Here is a 21,172-nt window from a genome sequence, read left to right as displayed (position 1 = left end):
AGTGAACCACCTGATCCCTTCCCGAACTCAGAAGTGAAACCTCTTAGCGCTGATGGTAGTGTGGGGTCTCCCATGTGAGAGTAAGTCATCGCCAGCTCATTATTCCAAAAGCCCTCTGCTCACGCAGGGGGCTTTTTTTATGCGTGGGGTTTCTAGAAAAAGAAGTAAATAACCTCCTAATTGCACCTAGATAATAAAAATATAAATAACGTGAAAAGTATAATTAATTAACTTCGCCTTATTTTCTTATTGATCTGTCTAAAAAATATTCGATCTACGACTTTAGCCTAAATTTTATTAAAAACATCTAACTTGGTAAGTTTTGCAGTAGACAAGATTTAAAGAATCATCCATTTTATATACAAAAGTGAATGAACGTTCATTTTTTCATAGAATAAAAAAGCTCACAATTGGAGGTGAGGAAAAATGACAGCAACAACAGTGAATGTGAATGCTGTAGTGGATGAAGCAAAGTTTAAACCTTTTCATTTAAAGATCGTACTTTGGTGCGTATTTGTCGTTATTTTTGACGGTTATGATCTGGCAATCAACGGTGTTGCTTTACCCCTACTGATGCAAGAATGGAATATGACGGCAGTTCAGGCCGGAATGCTTGCAAGTACCGCTCTGGCCGGCATGATGTTTGGTGCCATGCTCTTCGGTATGCTGGCAGATAAAATTGGACGAAAAAATGTCATCCTGATTTGTGTGACCTTATTCAGTGGATTTACGTTCTGGGGCGGTTTTGCCTCTGGTCCGACTGAATTTGGCATCCTGCGTTTTATTGCGGGCTTAGGTATTGGTGGTGTTTTACCGAATCTGGTCGCATTAACTTCTGAATATGCGCCACAAAAAATGCGTAGTACCTTAGTCACTACCATGTTTAGTGGTTATGCCGTTGGCGGGATTATGGCGGCGTTATTAGGTGCCTGGTTTACCCCAAGTTTTGGTTGGGAAATCATGTTCTATATCGCAGGTATTCCATTATTGGTGCTACCTATACTGTATTTGTATTTACCGGAATCTTTAACTTTCCTGGTAAAGAAACAGCAAAATGAAAAGGCCAGCAAAATTGTTCAACAGATCAGTCCTGAGCAAAATGTCACTGCAAGTACCCAGTTTGTACTGAATGAAGTGCATGCACCCGATGCTTCAATTGCTGCTTTATTTAAGCAGGGCCGTAGCATGAGTACCTTATTATTCTGGTGCTGCTTCTTTATGTGTCTGCTTATGGTCTACGCATTGGGTAGCTGGTTACCAAAACTGATGATGGCAGCGGGTTATTCTCTGGGTAACAGTTTGATGTTCCTGATGGCCATGAATATTGGTGCAGTGGTTGGAACCATTGGTGGTGGTATTCTGGCGGATCGTTTCCATCTGAAACCCGTCATTATTGGCATGTTCCTGTTGGGTGCAGTTTCATTAGTTGGATTAGGCTTTAACTCTCCACAAGCTGTGATCTATCTGTTAGTCGCTGCTGCAGGTGCTTCGGCAATTGGTAGTAGTATTCTGCTCTATAGTTTCGTGGCTCAGTACTATCCATTGGCAATCCGCTCTACCGGTATTGGTTGTGCGTCCGCAGTCGGTCGGGTAGGGGCAATCGTTGGTCCAATTATTATTGGATTCCTGTTGGGTATGGAGCTGCCACATAAAATGAATTTCTTGGCTGTTGCGATTCCAGCCATTATCGGCGCGATTTCAGTGGCTATGATTGTACGTAAAGATCTGAATGCAGAACGAAATGCTGAGACCTTACTGGCGAAACAGAAGCTGAATTCTATTAAAACCTAGTCACTTTTTGCCAATCCACTTACTATAAATCTTAATTGAGTCAAAAGATCCCTTTCATAAGAAAGGGATTTTTTGTTCAAAGTATAAAAATCATTCATAAAAAATCGAATAAATCAAAAAATCATTGGTCTATAGACTATTTATATAGGCATTTTAATGAGAATAATAAATGTCTAAATATTCAATTATTTAGCTTTATGAAAATGTGATAAATCACACAAATAGCCTCTATTTTATGGCTGAAATTGCTCCATCATTTGGTCTTATTGTGCGCTAAATCTCACTTGCGTATATTGCTAAAACTTGAATATTCCCCCGGATATTCAAAAGGATTTTATGGACAAGTACTCATGGGAGATGAGAACGATGACAACGGAAACAGTAGATATAAATTCTGTAGTCGATAATGCGAAATTTACGCCTTTTCACTTCAATGTAGTTGCTTGGTGTTTACTCATTATCTTGTTTGACGGCTACGATTTAGCAATCAATGGTGTTGTTTTACCTTTATTAATGCAGGACTGGGGCCTAAGTGCCGTTCAGGCGGGAATGCTTGCCAGTACTGCGCTTGCCGGCATGATGTTTGGCGCGATGATCTTTGGTTCTCTGGCAGATAAAATTGGCCGTAAAAAAGTCATCATGATCTGTATCGTATTATTCAGTGGCCTGACATTTGCTGGCGGTTTTGCTTCAAACCCGACTGAGTTTGGTATATTACGCTTCCTTGCTGGACTTGGCATTGGTGGTGTAATGCCAAACCTGGTGGCACTAACCTCTGAATATGCACCACAAAAAATGCGTAGTACCTTAGTAACCACTATGTTTAGTGGTTATGCGGTAGGTGGTGTGATGGCTGCCTTATTGGGTTCATGGTTTACCCCAAGTTTTGGTTGGCAAATCATGTTCTTTATCGCAGGTATTCCATTATTTTTATTGCCTGTGATCTGGAAATTCCTGCCGGAATCTTTAGCCTTTATTGTCAAAGACAACAAACAGGAAAAAGCACGTCAAATAGTACGTCGTTTGGCTCCAAATCTAAGTGTTACAGACAATACAACTTTTAAACTGCCACAGGAAAATGTACCTGAAGCAGCAAACGTGGTGAGCCTGTTCCGTCGTGGCCGTGCGGTAAATACCTTATTGTTCTGGGTTGCTTTCTTCACTTGCCTACTAACCATGTATGCGCTGAGCAGCTGGTTACCGAAGTTGATGATGGCAGCGGGTTACTCAATGGACAACAGCCTAATGTTTATGATGGCGATGAACGTAGGTGCAGTGGTTGGTATTGTGGGCGGTGGTATTTTGGCTGACCGTTTCCACCTGAAACCGGTATTGATGTTCCTCGGTATGATGGGGGCGATTGTGATGAGCTCAATGGGCTTTGCATCTAACCAGTTCCTGCTTTACATCCTGGTATTCCTGGCTGGTGCAGCATCAATCGGTTCGCAAATGTTGCTATACAGCTATGTTGCACAATTCTACCCGTTAGCAGTACGTTCAACAGGTATTGGCTGGTCATCTGCGATTGGTCGTATGGGCGCGATTGTTGGTCCGATCCTGATCGGTGGCTTACTGGGTATGAATCTGCCTGCACACTTTAACTTTATGGCAGTCGGTTTACCGGTACTGATTACAGCGATTGCAGTTGCTTTAATCATGCATGATGATGAATCTGAAAAGATTAGTTCAGCAGATACCGTTGCAGCAAAGGCTTAAAACTTGGTTTGAAATAAGAAGCCTCCGAAAGGGGGCTTTTTTAATATAAAAGTATTTTAATTTAATAATTTATTTCATAGTATGGTTAATAATTAAACTATTTGATTATTATCACAATGATTTGGCATTCAGATAAAAAATTTGAAGAAAGTATTTTAAGTATTAAATTCAGTGGGGAAGGTCTAGATCAACATGGTGTTAGTATTTATGACTTGTCTGAATGTCTTTTAAGTATCCAGCGAATTATTCATAAAGCTTATCTAGCTAAAGAAGATAAACTTTATAAGGGAGCTTATCCTAAAAAAGAAATTAGGGAAAAACTAGCTCTTCAATTAGGAGAGCGTAGAAAAGGTTCTGATCTTTTTGGTTTAGTTCCTTTATTAGATCCTGAAAGTGTTAATAACATTTTAAGACAATGTATTGATTATACTATTTCAGGAGTAATTGGTTATTATGTTGGGGATTTATTAAAAAGAATACATGATGAAAAGAATGATAATAGAAAAATTTTTATGGGTTCGATTTATCCAGAAATTAGTAATATCGTAAACAGGGTAGATACCATTAGTGGGATAGAAGCTATTTCTATTGGTTCACCATTGTTAGGTAGAGAAACTGTAGCAGCATTTGATTCCACTACCAAAGATTATCTAAATTCAATTAAAGATGAATATTGGTTGGGTAAATATCAAGAGATACAAGGTAGTGTTTATAAACTATATCCAAACAGTAATATGGTTGGTATCCGTAGAGCTGGTGGAAGTACAGTTACAATTTGGTTGAGACCTGAAGATTTTGCAAAAATTAGATACCTAAAAGCATCAGATCCATTTTTTATTTTTAAAGGTCGTCCTAAATATAAATTAGGTATAGAAACTAAGAAAATTACTGAGTTTGAAGCAGATGAAATCGAGTATATTGGTAATGAGCTAATAGAAAAGATTTAACTGGTATAAGGAAGGAATTATGAAACTCGACTCATTCTCCCCAATCCCTGAAGATGATGAAGAGCTTCATCTTCCTGAACTGGTGTACTGGGCCTCAATCGGTGATGTTGAACAGGTCGAGCAGGGCTTACAAGAAGGTCTGGACGTCAACTCTGCTGATGAAGAAGGCTATAGCGCTTTACAGGCGGCTGCTGAAAATGATCATCTGGAAGTAGTCAAACTCTTGGTGAGCAAAGGTGCAGATGTCGATCATCGCAGTACCTATACCGCTTTAGAACTGGCAGAAATGGCCGGTAATAAAGATGTAGTGGCTTATCTAAAAAGCCTGAAAGGCGGCATTTAAATAAAATAAGATCAAGAAAATAAAAAAGCCTCCAGATGGAGGCTTTTTATAGTTTGAACTTAGGCAGCATCGCCTTCCAGTTCTTTTAAGATGGCATCATTGAAAGCAGGAATGTCATCCGGATTACGTGAAGTAATCAGAACCCAGCCACCGGTATTGCAACGATGAACCTGTTCATCGACCCATTTACCACCGGCATTTTCCAGATCCAGTTTGATGCTCTTATACGAGGTCAGGTTTTTATCCTTAATTCGCTGTGCATCAATCAGAACCCATGGCCCATGACAGATTGCGGCAATTGGTTTTTGCTGATCAGCAAAATGCTGCACGATTTTCTGGGCAGATTCATTGATTCTTAGCGTATCTGCATTCACAGTGCCACCAGGAACAACCAAGAGATCATAATCATCCAGTGTGACATGATCAAAACTGGTATCAGGCGTATATGAGGTAGCAGCTTTAGTATCGCCTTTTACTGTTGCCACCTCTTCATTTTTTTCTGCCGCATGAATCACTTCAAATCCTTTGGATTTTAGAAAATTTAAAGGCTCGACCAGTTCATCATGTTCAACGCCTTGGTTTGAAGTAATAAAGAGGACCTTTTTTACCATGATTGCTGTTCCCAAAAAATGTGAGGATTTTCAGATTAACAACAAGGCTATTCTTACAATGTTGGATTTTTAGCTCGGAACTGTTAAACAATGCTAAGAATTTATAGATAAAAAAAGCCCCAACATCCTGTTGGGGCTTTTTTCGTATCTCGTGTTTAGGTATAACTCCTGTCGTACCTCACGTCCTGGTGCACTGCTTTATTCTTCTTGTTTTTAGGTATTTGAGCTTCCTGCTCTGTATGTTTGTAGAATAGTCTGAACCTGAAAGCTGGCATAGACGTCGATGACATCTATCATTGTACGTCTGGGCTTACAGGGTAAGGACCGATTTCCATAACTCATTATATTACTTAAAAGTGTATATCTAAGCCGACATAAGGACCTTTAAATTCCAGTTCCAAGTCTGGCGCATTATTTTGTTCGGCATCGATATTCATGATGCGATAGCCGACTTTAGCCCCTACATCAACCAGCAGGTTATCAATAAAGTCATATTGCAGTTCAGCCTGAACATCAGTCTTTTTGATATCGCTACCGTGACTGTAAACCGCTTCAGCTTTAGCACTCATGCCAGTTAATGGCAGTTTTACCCCAGCTGTAGCGTAGAGTAATGGACTATATTCATCTAGATCGTACTGAGTCAGGACACCTGCATTCAGATTTCTGACTGTACCATCCAGATTAGTCAGACCCGCACCGATATCAGCATGCACAATGGTATCCAGCAGCTCATAATACAGAATATAGTCGATATTATTGAGTTCGATATCAGCAACATTCAGCGGGGTAATTTGTTCGCTATTGCTGTCCAGATTCACATATTTGATTTTGGCATTTGGCAGTAGTGGTACTGGATGTTCAAATGCAACCGACAGTTGTGCCGTGCCTTGGCGATCCAGGTCCTGTTTGCCGGCATTGGCAGACTGGCTATAACCGTCAAAATTCCAGTAGCTGGCATCTGCTTTAAGACCAATCACATCGGCATGGCCTATGCTGCTCAGTCCTAATCCTAGTAATAATGCAGTGAATAATTGTGTACGCATTTCTAATTTTCCTTACGCTTTCTTTAAATTGAGCGATTTTGTTACCTAAATACATCTTCTTAAACGTAATCAGTAAGTGCATGATATAGGTAATTTCTAAAATGTATATGCTAATGTGAAGGGCAGAATAATGGGATCGACAGCAGCACAACATCATCAAGACTATCCATTATATGTGGCAGGACAGCCGGTACAAACGGGTGAATGGCTGGAGGTCAAACATAAATATAGTCAGGAGCTTTATGCTCGTGTCGCGCTGGCTGATGCTGAAACTTTAGAAAAGGCAATTCAGTCTGCGACTCAGGCAGAAGCAGAAATGGCAGCATTGGAACCTTTCCAGAAACAGAAAATTTTGCTACATTGTGTGAAGCGGTTTAATGAAATCCGTGAAGAACTGACTGAAATCCTGATTGCCGAAGGTGGCAAGCCACGTAAAGCAGCTGGCGCAGAAGTAGAACGTCTGATCAATACTTTCCAGATTGCGGCAGATGCGGTCACCCAGATGGATCAGGGCCGTATTTTGCCTCTGGCAGTCACCGCCGCAGCTACCGGTTATCAGGGCATGGTTAAGCAAGTACCGATTGGCGCTGTATCCCTGATTAGTCCATTTAACTTTCCATTAAATCTGACCGCACACAAAATTGCGCCAGCAATTGCTGCGGGTTGTCCATTCGTGTTGAAACCGGCAAGTCTGACTCCAGTTTCAGCCTTAAAGATTGCCGAGATTCTGGCAGAAACTGATTTACCGAAGAATGCCTTCTCAGTTCTACCGTGTCCACGTGATCTGGCGGATGTACTGGTTACAGATGACCGTTTTAAATTGCTAAGCTTTACCGGTTCCGATGTCGTGGGCTGGGATATGAAAGCCCGTGCCGGCCGCAAAAAAGTTACTCTGGAACTCGGTGGCAATGCCGCAGTGATGATTGAGCCAGATACTGAACTCAGTGAACAGCTGATTGACCGTCTGATTGGTGGCGCTTATGGTCATGCAGGGCAGGTGTGTATCAGTGTGCAACGTATTCTGGTGCATCAGGATATTTTTGAAGAACTAAAAGACAAGCTGGTTCAGAAACTGCAACATCTGAAAGCCGGTGATCCGGATCTGGAAACGACTTTGCTGGGGCCAATGATCAAGGAAGCTGAAGCTAAACGTTTGCATCGCTGGATGGAAGATGCCGTAGCGCAAGGTGCCCATGTACTGACTGGTGGTGAAGTGAAAGGGGCGATGTTTGAACCGATTCTTTTGGAAAAGGTAGATCATCAACTGGAAATTTACCGTAATGAAGTATTTGGTCCAGTCGCCATTATTGAAGCTTATAGCGATTTTGAATCAGGAATTGCCTGTATTAATAGTAGTCGTTTTGGTCTGCAAGCCGGTATCTATACCCAGAATCTGCAGAAGATGATGTATGCCTGGGATCATCTGCATGTCGGCGGCGTGATTATCAATGATATTCCGTCATTCCGTGTTGATAATATGCCTTATGGTGGTGTCAAAGATTCCGGTCTGGGTCGTGAAGGCATTCAGTCTGCAATTCGTGACATGCAGGAAGAACGTATGCTTGTCATCAAATGTTAAGCTGACCGAATCAATTAGTACTATTCCACAATCGGGATAATTAAGGCCGGTTGTGGAATTTTACTTTTTATTGCTTAAAAAGGTAGCAGCGGAGGCAGAAAATATAGACTGAACAAATTAAGACACAGCTCTGTTTTTATTCAGAAGAAAATGAACAAAGAAGATTCAAAAACACTTTTTCAATTTCTATTTAACACTTGATGAATTAAGAGCGAAAAATTGCTTGAAAACTGTAGTAAAACTTAAAAACAATATATTCCAAAAAGTTTGTATATATATAAACAATAAAATCAAGAGCTCAGCGTAGAATTATTGAGCATTTGATAAGAATAGATTATAAAAAAAGAATGTTTTAAGCAGAAATTACAGAAAAAATTTGAAAAAGTCAGTATTGTTGAACCATCTACAAGGTCGGCTTTCTGCTCAGACTTTAAGCAAGCTGCCCGGCTAGCTGACCTGTTTGTATATTAGAATTCGATGCCCAAAAGGTATAACTCTAATTCAAACACCCGAAATAATTGAAATGCTTCTTCAGTGCTCGCGACATAACCATAACAAGCAGTATTGAATGAAGTTTAAAGTTTAGGTGTTCTATGACAGATACTCGAGAGAATTGGTCGGCACGATCAGGATTTATTATTGCAGCCATTGGCTCTGCCGTTGGTTTGGGGAATATTTGGCGCTTTCCATACGTTGCCTATGAAAACGGCGGCGGGGCATTCCTGATTCCTTATCTGATTGCGATTTTTGCAGCAGGTTTACCTCTATTATTTTTAGATTATGCAGTCGGACATAAGTTCCGCAAAGCACCGCCGATGGCCTATAAGAAACTCATGAATGCAGAATCTCTGGGTTGGTGGCAGGTCATGGTGACTCTGATCATCGGGATTTATTATGCCAGCGTCCTGTCTTGGGCCGGCAGCTATATGATTTATTCCTTTGGACAGCAATGGGGCACAGATACACAAGCCTTTTTCTTCAATAGCTACCTGCAAAATGGTGAGGGCCTGACCTTCGGTTTTGTACCGGTACTGTTCTTTGGTCTAGTGGTTGTTTGGGCAGCCGTGATGCTGATTCTTTACGGTGGGGTACGCCGTGGGGTGGAACTGGCGAATAAAATCTTCATGCCTTTGCTGGTAATTTTATTCACGATTCTGGTGATTCAGGCGGTACGTTTACCAGGTGCAGTGGATGGCTTAAATGCCTTCTTTACTCCAAACTGGGAAGCCATGACCAATTATAAAGTCTGGCTGGCTGCGTTCGGTCACATCTTCTTCTCACTCTCAGTGGGCTTCGGGATTATGTTGACTTATGCCTCTTACCTGAAACGTAAAACAAACCTGACCGGTTCAGGTGTCGTGGTGGCATTAGCTAACTCGTCTTTTGAAATTCTGGCAGGTATTGGGGTTTTTGCAGCGCTTGGTTTTATGGCGTTCAGTTCAGGTGCGAAAGTTGAAGATGTGGTCTCTGGTGGTATCGGTCTGGCCTTTATTGCCTTCCCGAAAATCATTTCCAGCTTAGGTGCAGGCGGTGACCTGTTTGGCTTCCTGTTCTTTGGTTCATTGACGGTGGCAGGTATTACCTCCATGGTGAGTATTCTGCAGGTGCCAATTGCGGCATTCCAGGACAAGCTGGGCTGGTCAAAGAACAAGTCAGTGACCATCATTGCGGGTGGTTCAGCAGTTGTATCCACCTTGATGTTCTCAACTCATAGTGCCATTACCTTTGTCGACATCATTGACTACTTCGCTAACAACATTGGTATTGTGGGTGGTGGTCTGTTCTCGATTATTTTACTGTCCTGGTTCCGTCGTCCATTGATGAAACAGCTGGAAACACATGTGAACGAGTTTGCCAGTCTGAAACTGGGTGGCAGCTGGAAGTTCATGCTGACTGTGATCACGCCCTTATCTTTATTATCGGCATTGGGCTTAACCCTGAAATCAATCATGGCAGAGGGTTATGGTGATTATCCTGCAAGTACGTTATGGATGATTGGTGGGGGTACGATTGCATTCTTTATTCTGGGTGCCATTCTGTTCAGTCTAGTGAAAGATCGTCATAGTTAGGAGAACGAATATGAATACATCTGCATTAATTATGATGATTTTCTCCATGGTTTTATTATGGGGTGGTCTGGCACTGGCTGTCATGCATCTGGCAAAAAATCCAGAAGAACCAGAAGACTAAAAATCTTCACATAAACACATTGTTGCTGTAAATGAAAGTCATTATCATCTTTGGTGATAATGACTTTTTTAATGGGCAGACTTATGGGAATTGCTCCCGTTACCGATGCACAAGTCTATACCGCTTTTGCAGTGACATTTTTGGCAGGTCTGGCTACCCTCGTGGGTGGGGGATTGGTGCTGTTCTTGAAAAAACCGAATTACCGGGTTTTAGCCTTCGGACTGGCCTTTGCTGCGGGAGCAATGATCTATGTCTCGCTCACAGAAATTTTAAATAAATCTATTAGTTCTTTTAGCCTGGCTTTTGATGAAAAATCCGGTTTTGCTTATGGTACTTTTGCCTTTTTATTGGGTGTGGTACTGGTCTTATTGCTGGATCGATTCGTTCCTAATCCGCATGAAACCATTGAGGCACAATCGAAACAGGATCTGAGTCAGCCGCAATTACTAAGAACAGGACTACTGACGTTATTTGCGATTAGTGCACATAACCTGCCAGAAGGATTGGCGACTTTTTTTGCGACGCTGGAAAGTCCTGCACTGGGTGCACCTCTAGCGGTCGCCATTGCGATTCATAATATCCCTGAAGGTGTTGCGATTGCATTACCGGTTTATGGTGCAACAGGCCGTAAAGATTATGCACTTGTGGCCAGTCTAGTTTCAGGCCTTGCTGAACCTCTGGGAGCAGCATTGGGCTATTTCATTCTGGCGCCGTATATGAGCCATACCATTTATGGCATGGTGTTTGGGATCATCGGTGGGGTGATGGTTTATCTGGCACTGGATGAACTCTTGCCGACTGCGAAACGTTTTTCCAAAGGTCATGAAACCGTGTATGGTCTAGTCAGCGGTATGGCTGCACTGGCGACCAGTCTAGTGATTTTTAAATTTGTACAATAGTAATCTCGAGTCAAAACAATAAAAAAGGCAGCCCAAGCTACCTTCTCTTTTAGCAATATCATTTAAGCAGTTTTTTCAATCCGGCAATAGAAGAAGCCATCGCCTTGACCGGTTTTAGGGAGTAGCTGACGACCATGGATCTGTTCAATTCCCCAATCGGCTTCAATTTTGATTTCCTTAGCATCTGCATGCTTGCTAAAGAATTCGACCATCTGCTGTTCATTTTCCGCTTTAAGAATTGAACAGGTGATATAGAGCAGGGTACCGCCGACTTTCAGTTGCTGCCACATATTTTCCAGAATCTGCTTTTGCAGCTCTACTGTCTGGGTAATATCAGTTGAATGACGTAACAGACGAATATCGGGATGGCGACGCATTACACCGATAGCTGAACATGGCGCATCCAGTACGATACAGTCCGGCTGTTCCGGTGCCTGCCAGGTGATGGCATTTGCGGCTTTAATTTCAACGTGTTCGCCTTCAAGTAACAGACGTTCAAGATTCTCAGTGACACGTGTTAAACGCTTGGCATCCTGATCAAGCGCAATTAGTTTACGCGGCTGATATTTTTCTAGGATATGCGCCGTTTTACCACCCGGTGCTGCACAGGCATCAATAACATACTTGTCATCCAGATTTGGCAACAAGGTAGCGCAGAGCTGGGCATGTTCATCCTGTACCGAAAAACCGCCGACATCAAAGCCGGGTAAATCAGGCACTTGCACATTGGCATCAAGAATAATCCCGACTTTGGAAACAGTACAGGCGTGAGCCGGAATTTCGTGCTCTTCCAGAATTTCCAGATAGTCCTCGCGGCTAACCTGACGTTCATTTACGCGCAAGGTCAGTGGAGCAATCTGCTTTAACTCATGACTCAGTTCAGTAAGCTGTTCTGGCCAGTCTTTTTTCAGGCGTTTAAAGAGCCAGCTTGGCAAACCATGAGCTTGATCCAATGCTGCTTGAAATTCCGATGTTTCACGTGAAACACGGCGCAGGATGGCATTGACTACACCACTTAAAGCCTGATAACCAAGTTGCTTTACTGCAGTCACGGTTTCAGAAATGGCAGCATGTGGTGCAATCCGGGTTTCCAGTAACTGGTATAAACCGACATAGAGACAAGTTTCGACCGTATCATTATTTAAAGGCTTCACCAGCAGAGGCAAGGTAATGCTTTTAAGCGCATACCATTGACGCAAAGTACCCAAAACCAGTTCATGGAACAGGGCACGGTCACGGTCTGCCACTTTCTTTAAATGCAGCGGCAAGATGCTAGCCAGAGATTGTCCTTGCTGTACAGCAAGTAAGGTACGAATCACTTGGGCACGCAAGTTAAGGTGAGATGTGCCTGATTCAGAATGACTCATGCCAATAATTGTCCTACATGTAATTTTTGGGTCTGGTTAATTTGTACCGGATTGAGCGGTTTGCCGCCCGGCCATTGCAGTGAAGTTAAACACACTGCTTTTTCATCACCACAGGCTACATGCACACCCTGTTTATCAATCGCCAGAATCGTGCCGGCTGCATGACAGTGTGCATTTTTTTCTGAGAGTACCGAACCCCAAACCCGCAGGTTGTTATTTTCATCCAGAGGGATAAAAGCCACCGGCCAAGGATTAAAGGCACGGATATTACGGTCAATATTAGAGGCAGTACAGCTCCAGTCAATTCGGGCTTCTGCTTTAGATAGCTTATGAGCATAGACGGTAAGTTCTTCGTCCTGCACTTCCCGGGCAGCCAAATACTGTTGTAATTTTTCTTCAGATTCCAGTACCGCTACAATCGCTTCTGCACCTTGGGCAGCCAGTTTATCGTGCAGGCTGGCTGAGGTATCTTCTGCAGTGATAGGACATAAGGTTTTATACATCATGTCACCGGTATCCAGCCCGGCAGCCATTTTCATAATGGTTACGCCAGTTTCGTGATCACCCGTCGCAATTGCACGTTGGATCGGCGCAGCACCGCGCCAGCGTGGCAGCAGTGAACCATGAATATTCAGGCAACCATATTTAGGCGTATCCAGAACCACTTGCGGCAAAATCAGACCATAGGCAGCTACAACCATCACATCAGCATCCAAGGCTTTTAACTCAGCCTGAGCTGCCAGACCTTCTTCTGTTGAAGACTTGAAATGAAGTGGCTGATATACCGGAATATCATGTTCAAGCGCCAGCTGTTTCACAGCAGAAGCGGTAAGTTTCTGACCACGGCCTGCTTTACGGTCCGGCTGGGTATAGACCGCCACAATTTCATGATCGGTTTTGAGAAGCGCAGCCAATGCAGTTGCTGCAAATTCTGGTGTGCCTGCAAATATGATTTTCACACATGAAATTCCAAATAAACTTGGCAGCTATTATAAGCTAAAAGCCAAATGGCCGCCTAATCTACAATGCACTTAACTGTTACAGCGATTATAGATTCCCACTTTTAATTAAATTTTATATAAAAAAAACTCATGCAAATTCTAAAAATTATTCATGAAAGTTTTGTATTGTCCGATCCATGATGGCGGTATAGTAGCTTTATTAAGAGATTTTTATTGTCAGCTCACCGAGACCTCTCTATAGACATTTTTGTCTGCATCTACAACGAATAGGTCATCTTGTAAAACAATGGCTTGTAGTATGATAGGTCTAACATTCGACTGATTTAAGCTCATTGTCAGTATGATCTAGCCAGAGTGAACCTTTTTCGGTTCATTCCAAGCTCAAACTTTGTTGGAAATATAAAATGCCTGACTATCGTTCAAAAACATCGACACACGGAAGAAACATGGCGGGTGCGCGTGGCTTATGGCGCGCAACTGGGATGAAGGATGAAGACTTCGGTAAACCGATTATTGCAGTGGTGAACTCATTCACCCAGTTTGTACCGGGTCATGTTCACCTTAAAGATTTAGGCCAGCTCGTGGCACGTCAGATTGAACAGGCAGGCGGTGTAGCAAAAGAATTCAATACCATTGCTGTCGATGATGGCATCGCGATGGGTCATGATGGTATGTTGTATTCACTGCCTTCACGTGACCTGATTGCTGACTCGGTAGAATATATGGTCAGCGCACACTGTGCCGATGCCATGGTGTGTATCTCGAACTGTGACAAGATCACTCCGGGGATGTTAATGGCAGCAATGCGTCTGAACATTCCAGTGGTCTTCGTGTCTGGCGGTCCAATGGAAGCGGGTAAAGTGAAAATCCGTGGTAATGACAAAGCCATCGACCTGATCGATGCGATGATCGTCGCTGCAGATGACAACTATACTGACGAAGAAGTTGCGGAATACGAACGTTCTGCATGCCCAACCTGTGGTTCATGTTCAGGTATGTTCACTGCGAACTCAATGAACTGTTTAACTGAAGCATTGGGTCTATCACTTCCAGGTAACGGTTCAACTTTGGCAACGCATGCGAACCGTAAAAAACTGTTCGAACGTGCAGGTTCTCTCATTGTTGAACTGGCAAAACGCCATTATGAACAGGACGATTACAGCGTATTACCACGTTCAATGGTGACCAAAGCATCGTATGAAAATGCCATGACTTTGGATATCGCAATGGGTGGTTCAACTAACACAGTACTTCACCTGTTAGCTGCTGCAAATGAAGCAGGTGTAGACTTTACGATGGATGATATCGACCGTCTGTCTCGTAAAGTACCCGTGCTTTGTAAGGTTGCTCCTGCGAAGAATGACGTGCATATGGAAGACGTACATCGTGCCGGCGGTATCATGTCGATCCTCGGTGAACTGGATCGTGCAGGCCTGTTAGATACCTCTGTAGGTACCGTTCACGAAGCAACACTCAAAGATGCTTTGGATAAATGGGACATCATCCGTACTGAAGATGAAGAAGTGTATAAATTCTTTAAATCAGCACCAGGTGGTGTACCGACTCAGACTGCATTCTCACAAGACCGTTACTACTCACGTCTAGACGGCGACCGTGAAAATGGTGTGATCCGTAATGCAGAACATGCTTTCTCTAAAGACGGTGGTCTGGCTGTACTTTATGGCAACATCGCACTTGATGGCTGTATCGTCAAAACTGCCGGTGTAGATGAATCGATCCTGAAATTTAACGGGACTGCACGTGTATTTGAAAGCCAGGATTCTGCGGTAGACGCGATTCTGGGTGGTAAAATCACAGCAGGTGATGTAGTTGTGATTCGTTACGAAGGTCCACGTGGTGGCCCTGGTATGCAGGAAATGCTGTACCCAACCAGCTACCTGAAATCTAAAGGTCTTGGTAAAGAGTGCGCACTTCTGACTGACGGCCGTTTCTCTGGTGGTTCTTCAGGTCTGTCGATTGGTCACGTTTCTCCGGAAGCGGCTGAAGGTGGTGCTATTGGTCTGGTTGAAGATGGCGACCGTATCGAAATCGATATTCCAAACCGTACCATTCACCTAGCTGTGGATGATGCGACTATGGCCGCTCGTCGTGCTGCTCAAGATGAAAAAGGCTGGCATCCAGTAGAAGACCGTCCACGTAAGATTTCTAAAGCTTTGAAAGCTTATGCCATGCATACCACAAGTGCTGCAAAAGGAGCGGTACGTGAAATCTAAGCTGTAAATTTTATAGCGCAAAAAAGCACTCCAGAAGGGGTGCTTTTTTATTTTTAATAATTGCACTGCCTCAAATAACCGAATCAGATACACAGAGTCTTACTTTTATCTAAAGATCGCTTTCTATACAATCGAATAAAACCTAGACAGCTTTTAAGCTTCACAAGAATTACATCCAGGACGATTAAAATGAGTAAAGACAATATCCGAGAACATTCTGCTCCCGTCTATGAAGGCATCGAAAATGCACCGGCCCGATCCATGATGCGTGCCACCGGTTTTCAGGATGAAGACTTTACTCGTCCGTTTATCGGGATCGCGTCGACCTGGGCCAATGTGACCCCTTGCAATATGCATATTGATGGCCTGGCACGTACAGTCGAGCAGGGCGTGAATGCTGCCGGTGGTAAGGGCATTATCTTCAATACCATCACTATTTCCGACGGGATCTCGAACGGGACTGAAGGGATGAAATACTCCTTGCTGTCGCGAGAGATTATTGCCGATTCGATTGAAGCAGTGGTCGGCTGTCAGGCCTATGATGGCGTGATTGCCATTGGGGGCTGTGACAAAAACATGCCGGGCTGCATCATGGGCTTGGCACGCTTAAACCGTCCGGGTCTGTTTATTTATGGCGGTACCATCAAGCCGGGTGAAGGCCATACTGACATGATTTCTGTATTTGAAGCGGTCGGTCAGCATGCCAAAGGCGAAATTAATGCGATTCAGGTGAAACATATCGAAGAAGTGTCTTTGCCGGGCCCAGGTTCTTGTGGCGGGATGTACACCGCCAACTCCATGGCCTCTGCGATTGAAGCTCTGGGAATGAGCCTGCCGGGTTCCTCTGCACAGGAAGCGGTGTCTGAAGACAAACAGATCGACTGCGCCCGTGCTGGTGAAGCAGTGATGAACCTACTGCGTCTGGATATCAAGCCACGTGACATCATGACCAAAGCGGCTTTTGAAAATTCAATTAAAGTATTGATTGCATTGGGTGGATCAACCAATGGAGTGCTGCATCTGTTAGCCATGGCGCATACAGCGGGTGTTGAGCTGAGCCTAGATGACTTTGTACGAATTGGTAAAGAAATTCCTGTAGTCGCCGATGTCCGTCCATCCGGTAAATATCTAATGTCGGAACTGATTGCCATTGGTGGGATCCAGCCATTGATGAAACGCATGCTGGATGCTGGCATGCTAGATGGTTCCTGCCTGACTGTGACCGGAAAAACACTGGCAGAAAACCTGGCGGATGTAGAAGATTATCCTGAAGGTCAGCAGATTATTTTGCCATTCGACCAACCGGTGAAAAAAGACTCGCATCTGATCATTATGAAAGGCAACCTGTCACCAAATGGCGCAGTCGCCAAAATTACCGGTAAGGAAGGTCTATATTTCAAAGGACCGGCCCGCGTGTTTGAAGGCGAACAGGGTGCGATGCGCGGGATTCTGGATGGCGAAGTTCAGCCAGGTGAGGTAGTCGTGATTCGCGGTGTAGGTCCTAAAGGTGGACCGGGCATGCCGGAAATGCTAAAACCGACTTCTGCTATTATTGGTAAAGGTCTGGGGGATTCAGTCGCACTGATTACTGATGGCCGTTTCTCAGGCGGAAGTCATGGTTTTGTGATTGGTCATGTCACACCGGAAGCCTATGAGGGTGGCCCGATTGGTCTGGTGCAAAATGGCGATGAAATTTCCATTAATGCAGAAACCCGTGAAATGACCTGGCATATTTCGGATGAAGAGCTTGCTGCACGTCAGGCCGCCTGGGTGAAACCAAAACCGAATTACACCCACGGAGCACTGGCAAAATTCGCCAAACTGACTTCTGGGGCAGAGACCGGGGCCGTGACTGACCTAAATCTTGAAATCTAAAGTCTTAGAAAACATTGAACATTTGTTGCTGACTTGATATAAGTTTTGCACAAGACTTATATCAGGTCATAAACATCCTCATAATAGGATGTTGAATAAAACGATCCTGCTGGCAAGGGCTGGCATGACAAAATCTTTTCGAGGCACCTCTCATGTCCCTGCTACGCCGTTGGTTTGATCCAATCCGATCGAGTTGGTTTTACCAGAAACCAGTTCGTCAAACGGTGTTATCTATTGAAGATGGCTTGAGCATCCATTTAAGACTGGATGATGTTTATAGTTATCTGGCGGTACAACAGTTACCGCAACTGGAAGAAATTCTCAGTCCGGAACTGAAGCCACTCAAAGTCATCATTTCAGATCAGCGGGCTGAGCCGCCTAATCAGATGTCTTTTGATGAATGGCAGCACTATTGCCTGAATGATGCCAAAATTTTATCTAAACAGCATCGTTTCAGTTTTCATGAGACTCCAGAATTACCGACAGCTGAAGCCTTAAAGCAGGCAGAAACCATCCTGAGAAATACACCATTACGCGGACAGGATTTTCTGTATTTGCTAGAAGATGTCTTTCATATGCTCTGGCAAAAACAGAACGGAAAATTACGCACTTTATATGCGATGGCCAGCCGTCATCATTCGCCGCAGAATTTTCCGGAACGAATTTTTGAGCATAGTCCGATTCTGGCCAGTTATTTCCAGTTTGGCGGACGCCAGTATCAGGCGGTAGATGATCTGTTACGTCTGACCCGTCGCCTGAAACAGCAGAGATTAGTGACCGGCAATCCGATTTTCCTGATCAATCATATTGAATGGCGTGAGCATCTGATCAGTGATGCCGAAGAGCTGAATGAAATCCAGTCCATGGATCCTGAATTGGATTTGTATATCGCTCTGGAAGATCCGATTTCCTGGTTGTTGCTGGCCTATATTAAGGAAGAGCTGGCTGATTTTTATAATATCCAGTTGAATGTCTATCCGCTGTCTTATCAGGGACGGGACTGGTTTGACTGGAGTCTGGCGACACGCTTATCCAAGCGGACTGAAGTTAAATTTACCCCATTCTGCCGGCCAACCGAGCAGGCCGTGATGCCGATGGCGCAATTGTTTTATAGCTGTCCGGAAGAGCAGCGGATTGAAGCCATGTACCAGATTCTGGAAGCGGTCTGGACTCGTGGTTATGATCTGTCTTATGCAGCGCATTTCAAGCGTATGCAGCAGGAACTGAATATTACTGAACTGACCCAGGAAGACGTTCTGGCCAAGTTGCAGGAAAATGACACCTTATGTGAAATGAAGTCCCAGCCGAATTTACCGGTGCTGGAACTGCGTATTGATGGGCAAAGTTATACATTTAATAGCTTATATCGTGTCTGGATGATTGAAAGTATTTTCAGTAATGTGTTAGAAGAAAAGTATAAGAGTGATAACTAAACTGAAAGTGACTGAATAAACATGGAAAAAATCAAAGCTGAATCATTACAACATGCACGTCAACAGATCGATGCCATTGATACAGCTTTAGTCGAGCTGATCGCTGCGCGTCAATTTTATGTTGATCAAACCACCCGTTTTAAAAAAACTGAAACTGATCTGCAATCACCGGAGCGTATGGAACAGATCGTGGAAAATGTCAAAGCCTTGGCACAACAGCAAGGTGTGGATCAGGCGTTTATTGAACATCTGTACCGGGAAATGTTCCAGTATTTCATTCAGCGTGAACTAAAAGAATTCCGTCCTTAAACAATTTTCATATCCGATTTTTGCTGATGAATCTGATGAGTTTCGGCACATCCATCTGAAGCCTCAACATTTGCTTGAGGCTTCCTTCTTAAAACCCTGATTTTACTCTATTCGTGATTTCTATAGCATGAGCTTAAATCAATTTAGGGTCATCAGATGACTGCTTTTATTATTGCTATTTTTGCTCTGGCTGGCCTGATTAAAGGCACCATTGGATTAGGTTTGCCTGCGGTGTCCATGGGTTTGCTGACCATATTTATGAGCCCATTCCAGGCAGCAACTTTACTGATTGTGCCTTCGATGCTGACCAATTTCTGGCAACTCTTTGCCGAAGGTCATGTGCTGAAACTGATTCGCCGTTTCTGGCTATTGCTGGCAGGTATTATCGTGGGTTCAGTCTGGAGTATTTTCCCGACCTTAGGCCATTCTGAATTTCATAGTGAAGCCTTACTGGGCGGGATGCTTGCCCTATATGGCTTATATGGTTTACTGGCGAAACGGATGCCAGATTTAAGCCAGCACGAAAAGTGGCTTTCTCCGATTATGGGATATCTCGGGGGGGCCTTGACCGTGGCAACTGGGGTAGTGGTAATTCCAGTCGTGCCTTATTTGCAAACCCTGCATTTAAAACGTGATGATCTGGTTCAGGCCTTAGGGTTGGTATTTACCACCTCAACGGTGTGTTTGGCAATTTTCCTGCACCAAAACCCGGTAGAAGATATGCCGATTGATTATGCCATGTCGGCGATTGCACTGATTCCAGCTTTGATCGGGATGTGGTTTGGCAAAAAAATCCGTTCCCGTATCCCTGAACAGAAATTCCGGACAGTATTTTTTATCGGCCTGATCACCTTAGGTAGCTATATGATGCTGCATCAATTCGGCTGGATTTAATTCAGGATTTTTTGTACATCCGCAGAAATGAGGAACTGGCTAAAGTGCTGATAGGCGGTGCTTAGTTCATCAAAGTTCTTTGCAGCTAACAATAACTTGCGGTTGGCCCAATCTCCCGTCAGTTGGATTTGATGAAATGCATAGAGCTTCGACAAACGTTGTGCAGCACGTTTTGGCATGATCGCGATACCTACACCATTGGCCACAACCTGGGCAATGGCGGCAAAATTTGGTAAGCGTAAACGGTATTGAATCTCACAGTTCAGCAAGCGAGCCTGGGTTTCAATCGACTGCTGCAAAGAGTGATATTGCATCAGACCAACAAAGGGATAATTCAGACAGTCTGCTAATGTTAATGCCTGATTCGTTGCCAGATCATGTTGTTCAGGGCAGATCAGCACCAAAGGATCATCTGAAAATTCCAAAGTCTGTAATTGAGGGGCAGAAAAAAAACTGGAAATAAGTCCTAGCTTGGCAGTACCACTCACTAAAGCCGCAATGATGTCCTTGCTCTCTGCTTCTTTGAGGTCGATCTGGATATTTGGGTTATTCACCAGATACTGGGGCAATAATAGGGGAAGGTACTCACTTTGTGCTGAAGAGTTACACCATAAGCTGATATTGGAATGGAGTCCTTCACTAAAACCGGCCATGGCTTGAGACAACTGTTGTCCCTGTTGCAACAGGGCTTGGGCATGCTCAGCAAAGACCTGACCTGCAAAAGTCATTTTCACCCCGCCAGAATGGCGGCTGAACAGACTGACCTGATATTGCTGTTCCAGCTTTTTAATCCGCTCACTGGCTGCCTGTAAGGAAATGGCAGAGCGTTCAGCACCTTTGGTCAGACTACCTGTGTCAACTATGTTGAGAAAAAGACGTAAATCAAAAAAATCCAGACGCATCGGCAGGATGCTCATATAAAAGATCAGGCCTATTTAAACAATTCTTACGATATAAAAAAAGCAGCCTGGAGGCTGCT

Annotated in this window: 18 protein-coding genes and 1 rRNA gene; 14 read left to right on the top strand and 5 right to left on the bottom strand. The window is 43.8% G+C overall.

The features are described from left to right. From rrf to FTV31_RS09560, 5 genes are all read left to right on the top strand, one after another. Positions 1–97, top strand: a 5S ribosomal RNA gene (rrf, locus tag FTV31_RS09580); the annotation flags it as partial. A gap of 329 nt (positions 98–426) precedes the next feature. Beyond that, positions 427–1,791, top strand: a complete 1,365-nt coding sequence (locus FTV31_RS09575; protein WP_166137440.1) for an MFS transporter — start codon at positions 427–429, stop codon at positions 1,789–1,791. A gap of 366 nt (positions 1,792–2,157) precedes the next feature. Then, positions 2,158–3,507 carry an aromatic acid/H+ symport family MFS transporter gene (locus tag FTV31_RS09570; protein WP_180014519.1) on the top strand — a complete coding sequence of 450 codons (1,350 nt, stop codon included), beginning with the start codon at positions 2,158–2,160 and terminating at the stop codon, positions 3,505–3,507. 116 nt (positions 3,508–3,623) lie between these two features. Continuing rightward, positions 3,624–4,454 (top strand): hypothetical protein, encoded by an 831-nt coding sequence (locus FTV31_RS09565; protein WP_180014517.1) that lies wholly within the window; start codon positions 3,624–3,626, stop codon positions 4,452–4,454. 19 nt (positions 4,455–4,473) lie between these two features. Next, a complete protein-coding gene (locus FTV31_RS09560) occupies positions 4,474–4,797 on the top strand; it encodes an ankyrin repeat domain-containing protein (RefSeq protein WP_180014516.1) in 324 nt (107 codons plus the stop codon). 59 nt (positions 4,798–4,856) lie between these two features. Here FTV31_RS09560 and FTV31_RS09555 read toward each other — a convergent pair whose 3' ends face one another. Continuing rightward, positions 4,857–5,408, bottom strand: a complete 552-nt coding sequence (locus tag FTV31_RS09555; RefSeq protein WP_180014514.1) for a type 1 glutamine amidotransferase domain-containing protein — start codon at positions 5,406–5,408, stop codon at positions 4,857–4,859. A 350-nt stretch (positions 5,409–5,758) separates the two neighbouring features. Then, positions 5,759–6,451 carry a TIGR04219 family outer membrane beta-barrel protein gene (locus FTV31_RS09550; protein WP_180014512.1) on the bottom strand — a complete coding sequence of 231 codons (693 nt, stop codon included), beginning with the start codon at positions 6,449–6,451 and terminating at the stop codon, positions 5,759–5,761. Between the two features lie 130 nt (positions 6,452–6,581). Here FTV31_RS09550 and FTV31_RS09545 point away from each other — a divergent pair, with 130 nt between their 5' ends. The 4 genes from FTV31_RS09545 to zupT all read left to right on the top strand — a co-directional run bounded on the left by FTV31_RS09545 (position 6,582) and on the right by zupT (position 11,119). Continuing rightward, positions 6,582–8,030: an aldehyde dehydrogenase family protein gene (locus FTV31_RS09545; protein WP_180014510.1), complete on the top strand. Its 1,449-nt coding sequence runs from the start codon at positions 6,582–6,584 to the stop codon at positions 8,028–8,030. A 593-nt stretch (positions 8,031–8,623) separates the two neighbouring features. Further along, the gene (locus tag FTV31_RS09540) at positions 8,624–10,099 is read left to right on the top strand and encodes a sodium-dependent transporter (RefSeq protein ID WP_166137423.1); all 1,476 of its coding nucleotides are present in this window, start codon (positions 8,624–8,626) and stop codon (positions 10,097–10,099) included. Between the two features lie 10 nt (positions 10,100–10,109). Continuing rightward, positions 10,110–10,220: a methionine/alanine import family NSS transporter small subunit gene (locus FTV31_RS09535; protein ID WP_004780392.1), complete on the top strand. Its 111-nt coding sequence runs from the start codon at positions 10,110–10,112 to the stop codon at positions 10,218–10,220. 83 nt (positions 10,221–10,303) lie between these two features. Then, positions 10,304–11,119: a zinc transporter ZupT gene (gene zupT, locus FTV31_RS09530; RefSeq protein ID WP_180014509.1), complete on the top strand. Its 816-nt coding sequence runs from the start codon at positions 10,304–10,306 to the stop codon at positions 11,117–11,119. Positions 11,120–11,181: 62 nt separating this feature from the next. Here the strand turns inward: zupT and rsmB are convergent, their stop codons facing one another. Together rsmB and fmt are read right to left on the bottom strand one after the other, a co-directional pair. Beyond that, positions 11,182–12,486: a 16S rRNA (cytosine(967)-C(5))-methyltransferase RsmB gene (rsmB, locus tag FTV31_RS09525; protein WP_180014508.1), complete on the bottom strand. Its 1,305-nt coding sequence runs from the start codon at positions 12,484–12,486 to the stop codon at positions 11,182–11,184. Beyond that, positions 12,483–13,445 carry a methionyl-tRNA formyltransferase gene (fmt, locus tag FTV31_RS09520; protein WP_180014507.1) on the bottom strand — a complete coding sequence of 321 codons (963 nt, stop codon included), beginning with the start codon at positions 13,443–13,445 and terminating at the stop codon, positions 12,483–12,485. The genes rsmB and fmt overlap by 4 nt, the downstream gene beginning before the upstream one ends. Before the next feature lie 407 nt (positions 13,446–13,852). Between fmt and ilvD (FTV31_RS09515) the strand changes: the two genes are divergently transcribed. The 5 genes from ilvD (FTV31_RS09515) (at position 13,853) to FTV31_RS09495 (ending at position 20,193) form a co-directional block, all read left to right on the top strand. Beyond that, positions 13,853–15,682 (top strand): dihydroxy-acid dehydratase, encoded by a 1,830-nt coding sequence (ilvD, locus tag FTV31_RS09515; protein WP_081402678.1) that lies wholly within the window; start codon positions 13,853–13,855, stop codon positions 15,680–15,682. 189 nt (positions 15,683–15,871) lie between these two features. Then, a complete protein-coding gene (ilvD, locus tag FTV31_RS09510) occupies positions 15,872–17,557 on the top strand; it encodes a dihydroxy-acid dehydratase (protein ID WP_180014505.1) in 1,686 nt (561 codons plus the stop codon). A 152-nt stretch (positions 17,558–17,709) separates the two neighbouring features. Then, a complete protein-coding gene (locus FTV31_RS09505) occupies positions 17,710–18,990 on the top strand; it encodes a hypothetical protein (RefSeq protein WP_180014503.1) in 1,281 nt (426 codons plus the stop codon). Positions 18,991–19,011: 21 nt separating this feature from the next. Continuing rightward, positions 19,012–19,299 (top strand): chorismate mutase, encoded by a 288-nt coding sequence (locus FTV31_RS09500; RefSeq protein WP_004780403.1) that lies wholly within the window; start codon positions 19,012–19,014, stop codon positions 19,297–19,299. A 156-nt stretch (positions 19,300–19,455) separates the two neighbouring features. Next, positions 19,456–20,193: a sulfite exporter TauE/SafE family protein gene (locus FTV31_RS09495; RefSeq protein WP_180014501.1), complete on the top strand. Its 738-nt coding sequence runs from the start codon at positions 19,456–19,458 to the stop codon at positions 20,191–20,193. On the opposite strand, the gene FTV31_RS09490 is transcribed toward FTV31_RS09495, so the two are convergent. Then, positions 20,190–21,095: a LysR family transcriptional regulator gene (locus tag FTV31_RS09490; RefSeq protein WP_180014531.1), complete on the bottom strand. Its 906-nt coding sequence runs from the start codon at positions 21,093–21,095 to the stop codon at positions 20,190–20,192. The genes FTV31_RS09495 and FTV31_RS09490 overlap by 4 nt on opposite strands. Between the last annotated feature and the right edge of the window lie 77 nt (positions 21,096–21,172).

Source organism: Acinetobacter sp. YH16031, assembly GCF_013417335.1.
GTDB lineage: Bacteria > Pseudomonadota > Gammaproteobacteria > Pseudomonadales > Moraxellaceae > Acinetobacter.
The sequence above is the reverse complement of the archived record's forward strand: the minus strand, read 5'-3'. Positions and strand labels throughout refer to the sequence as shown.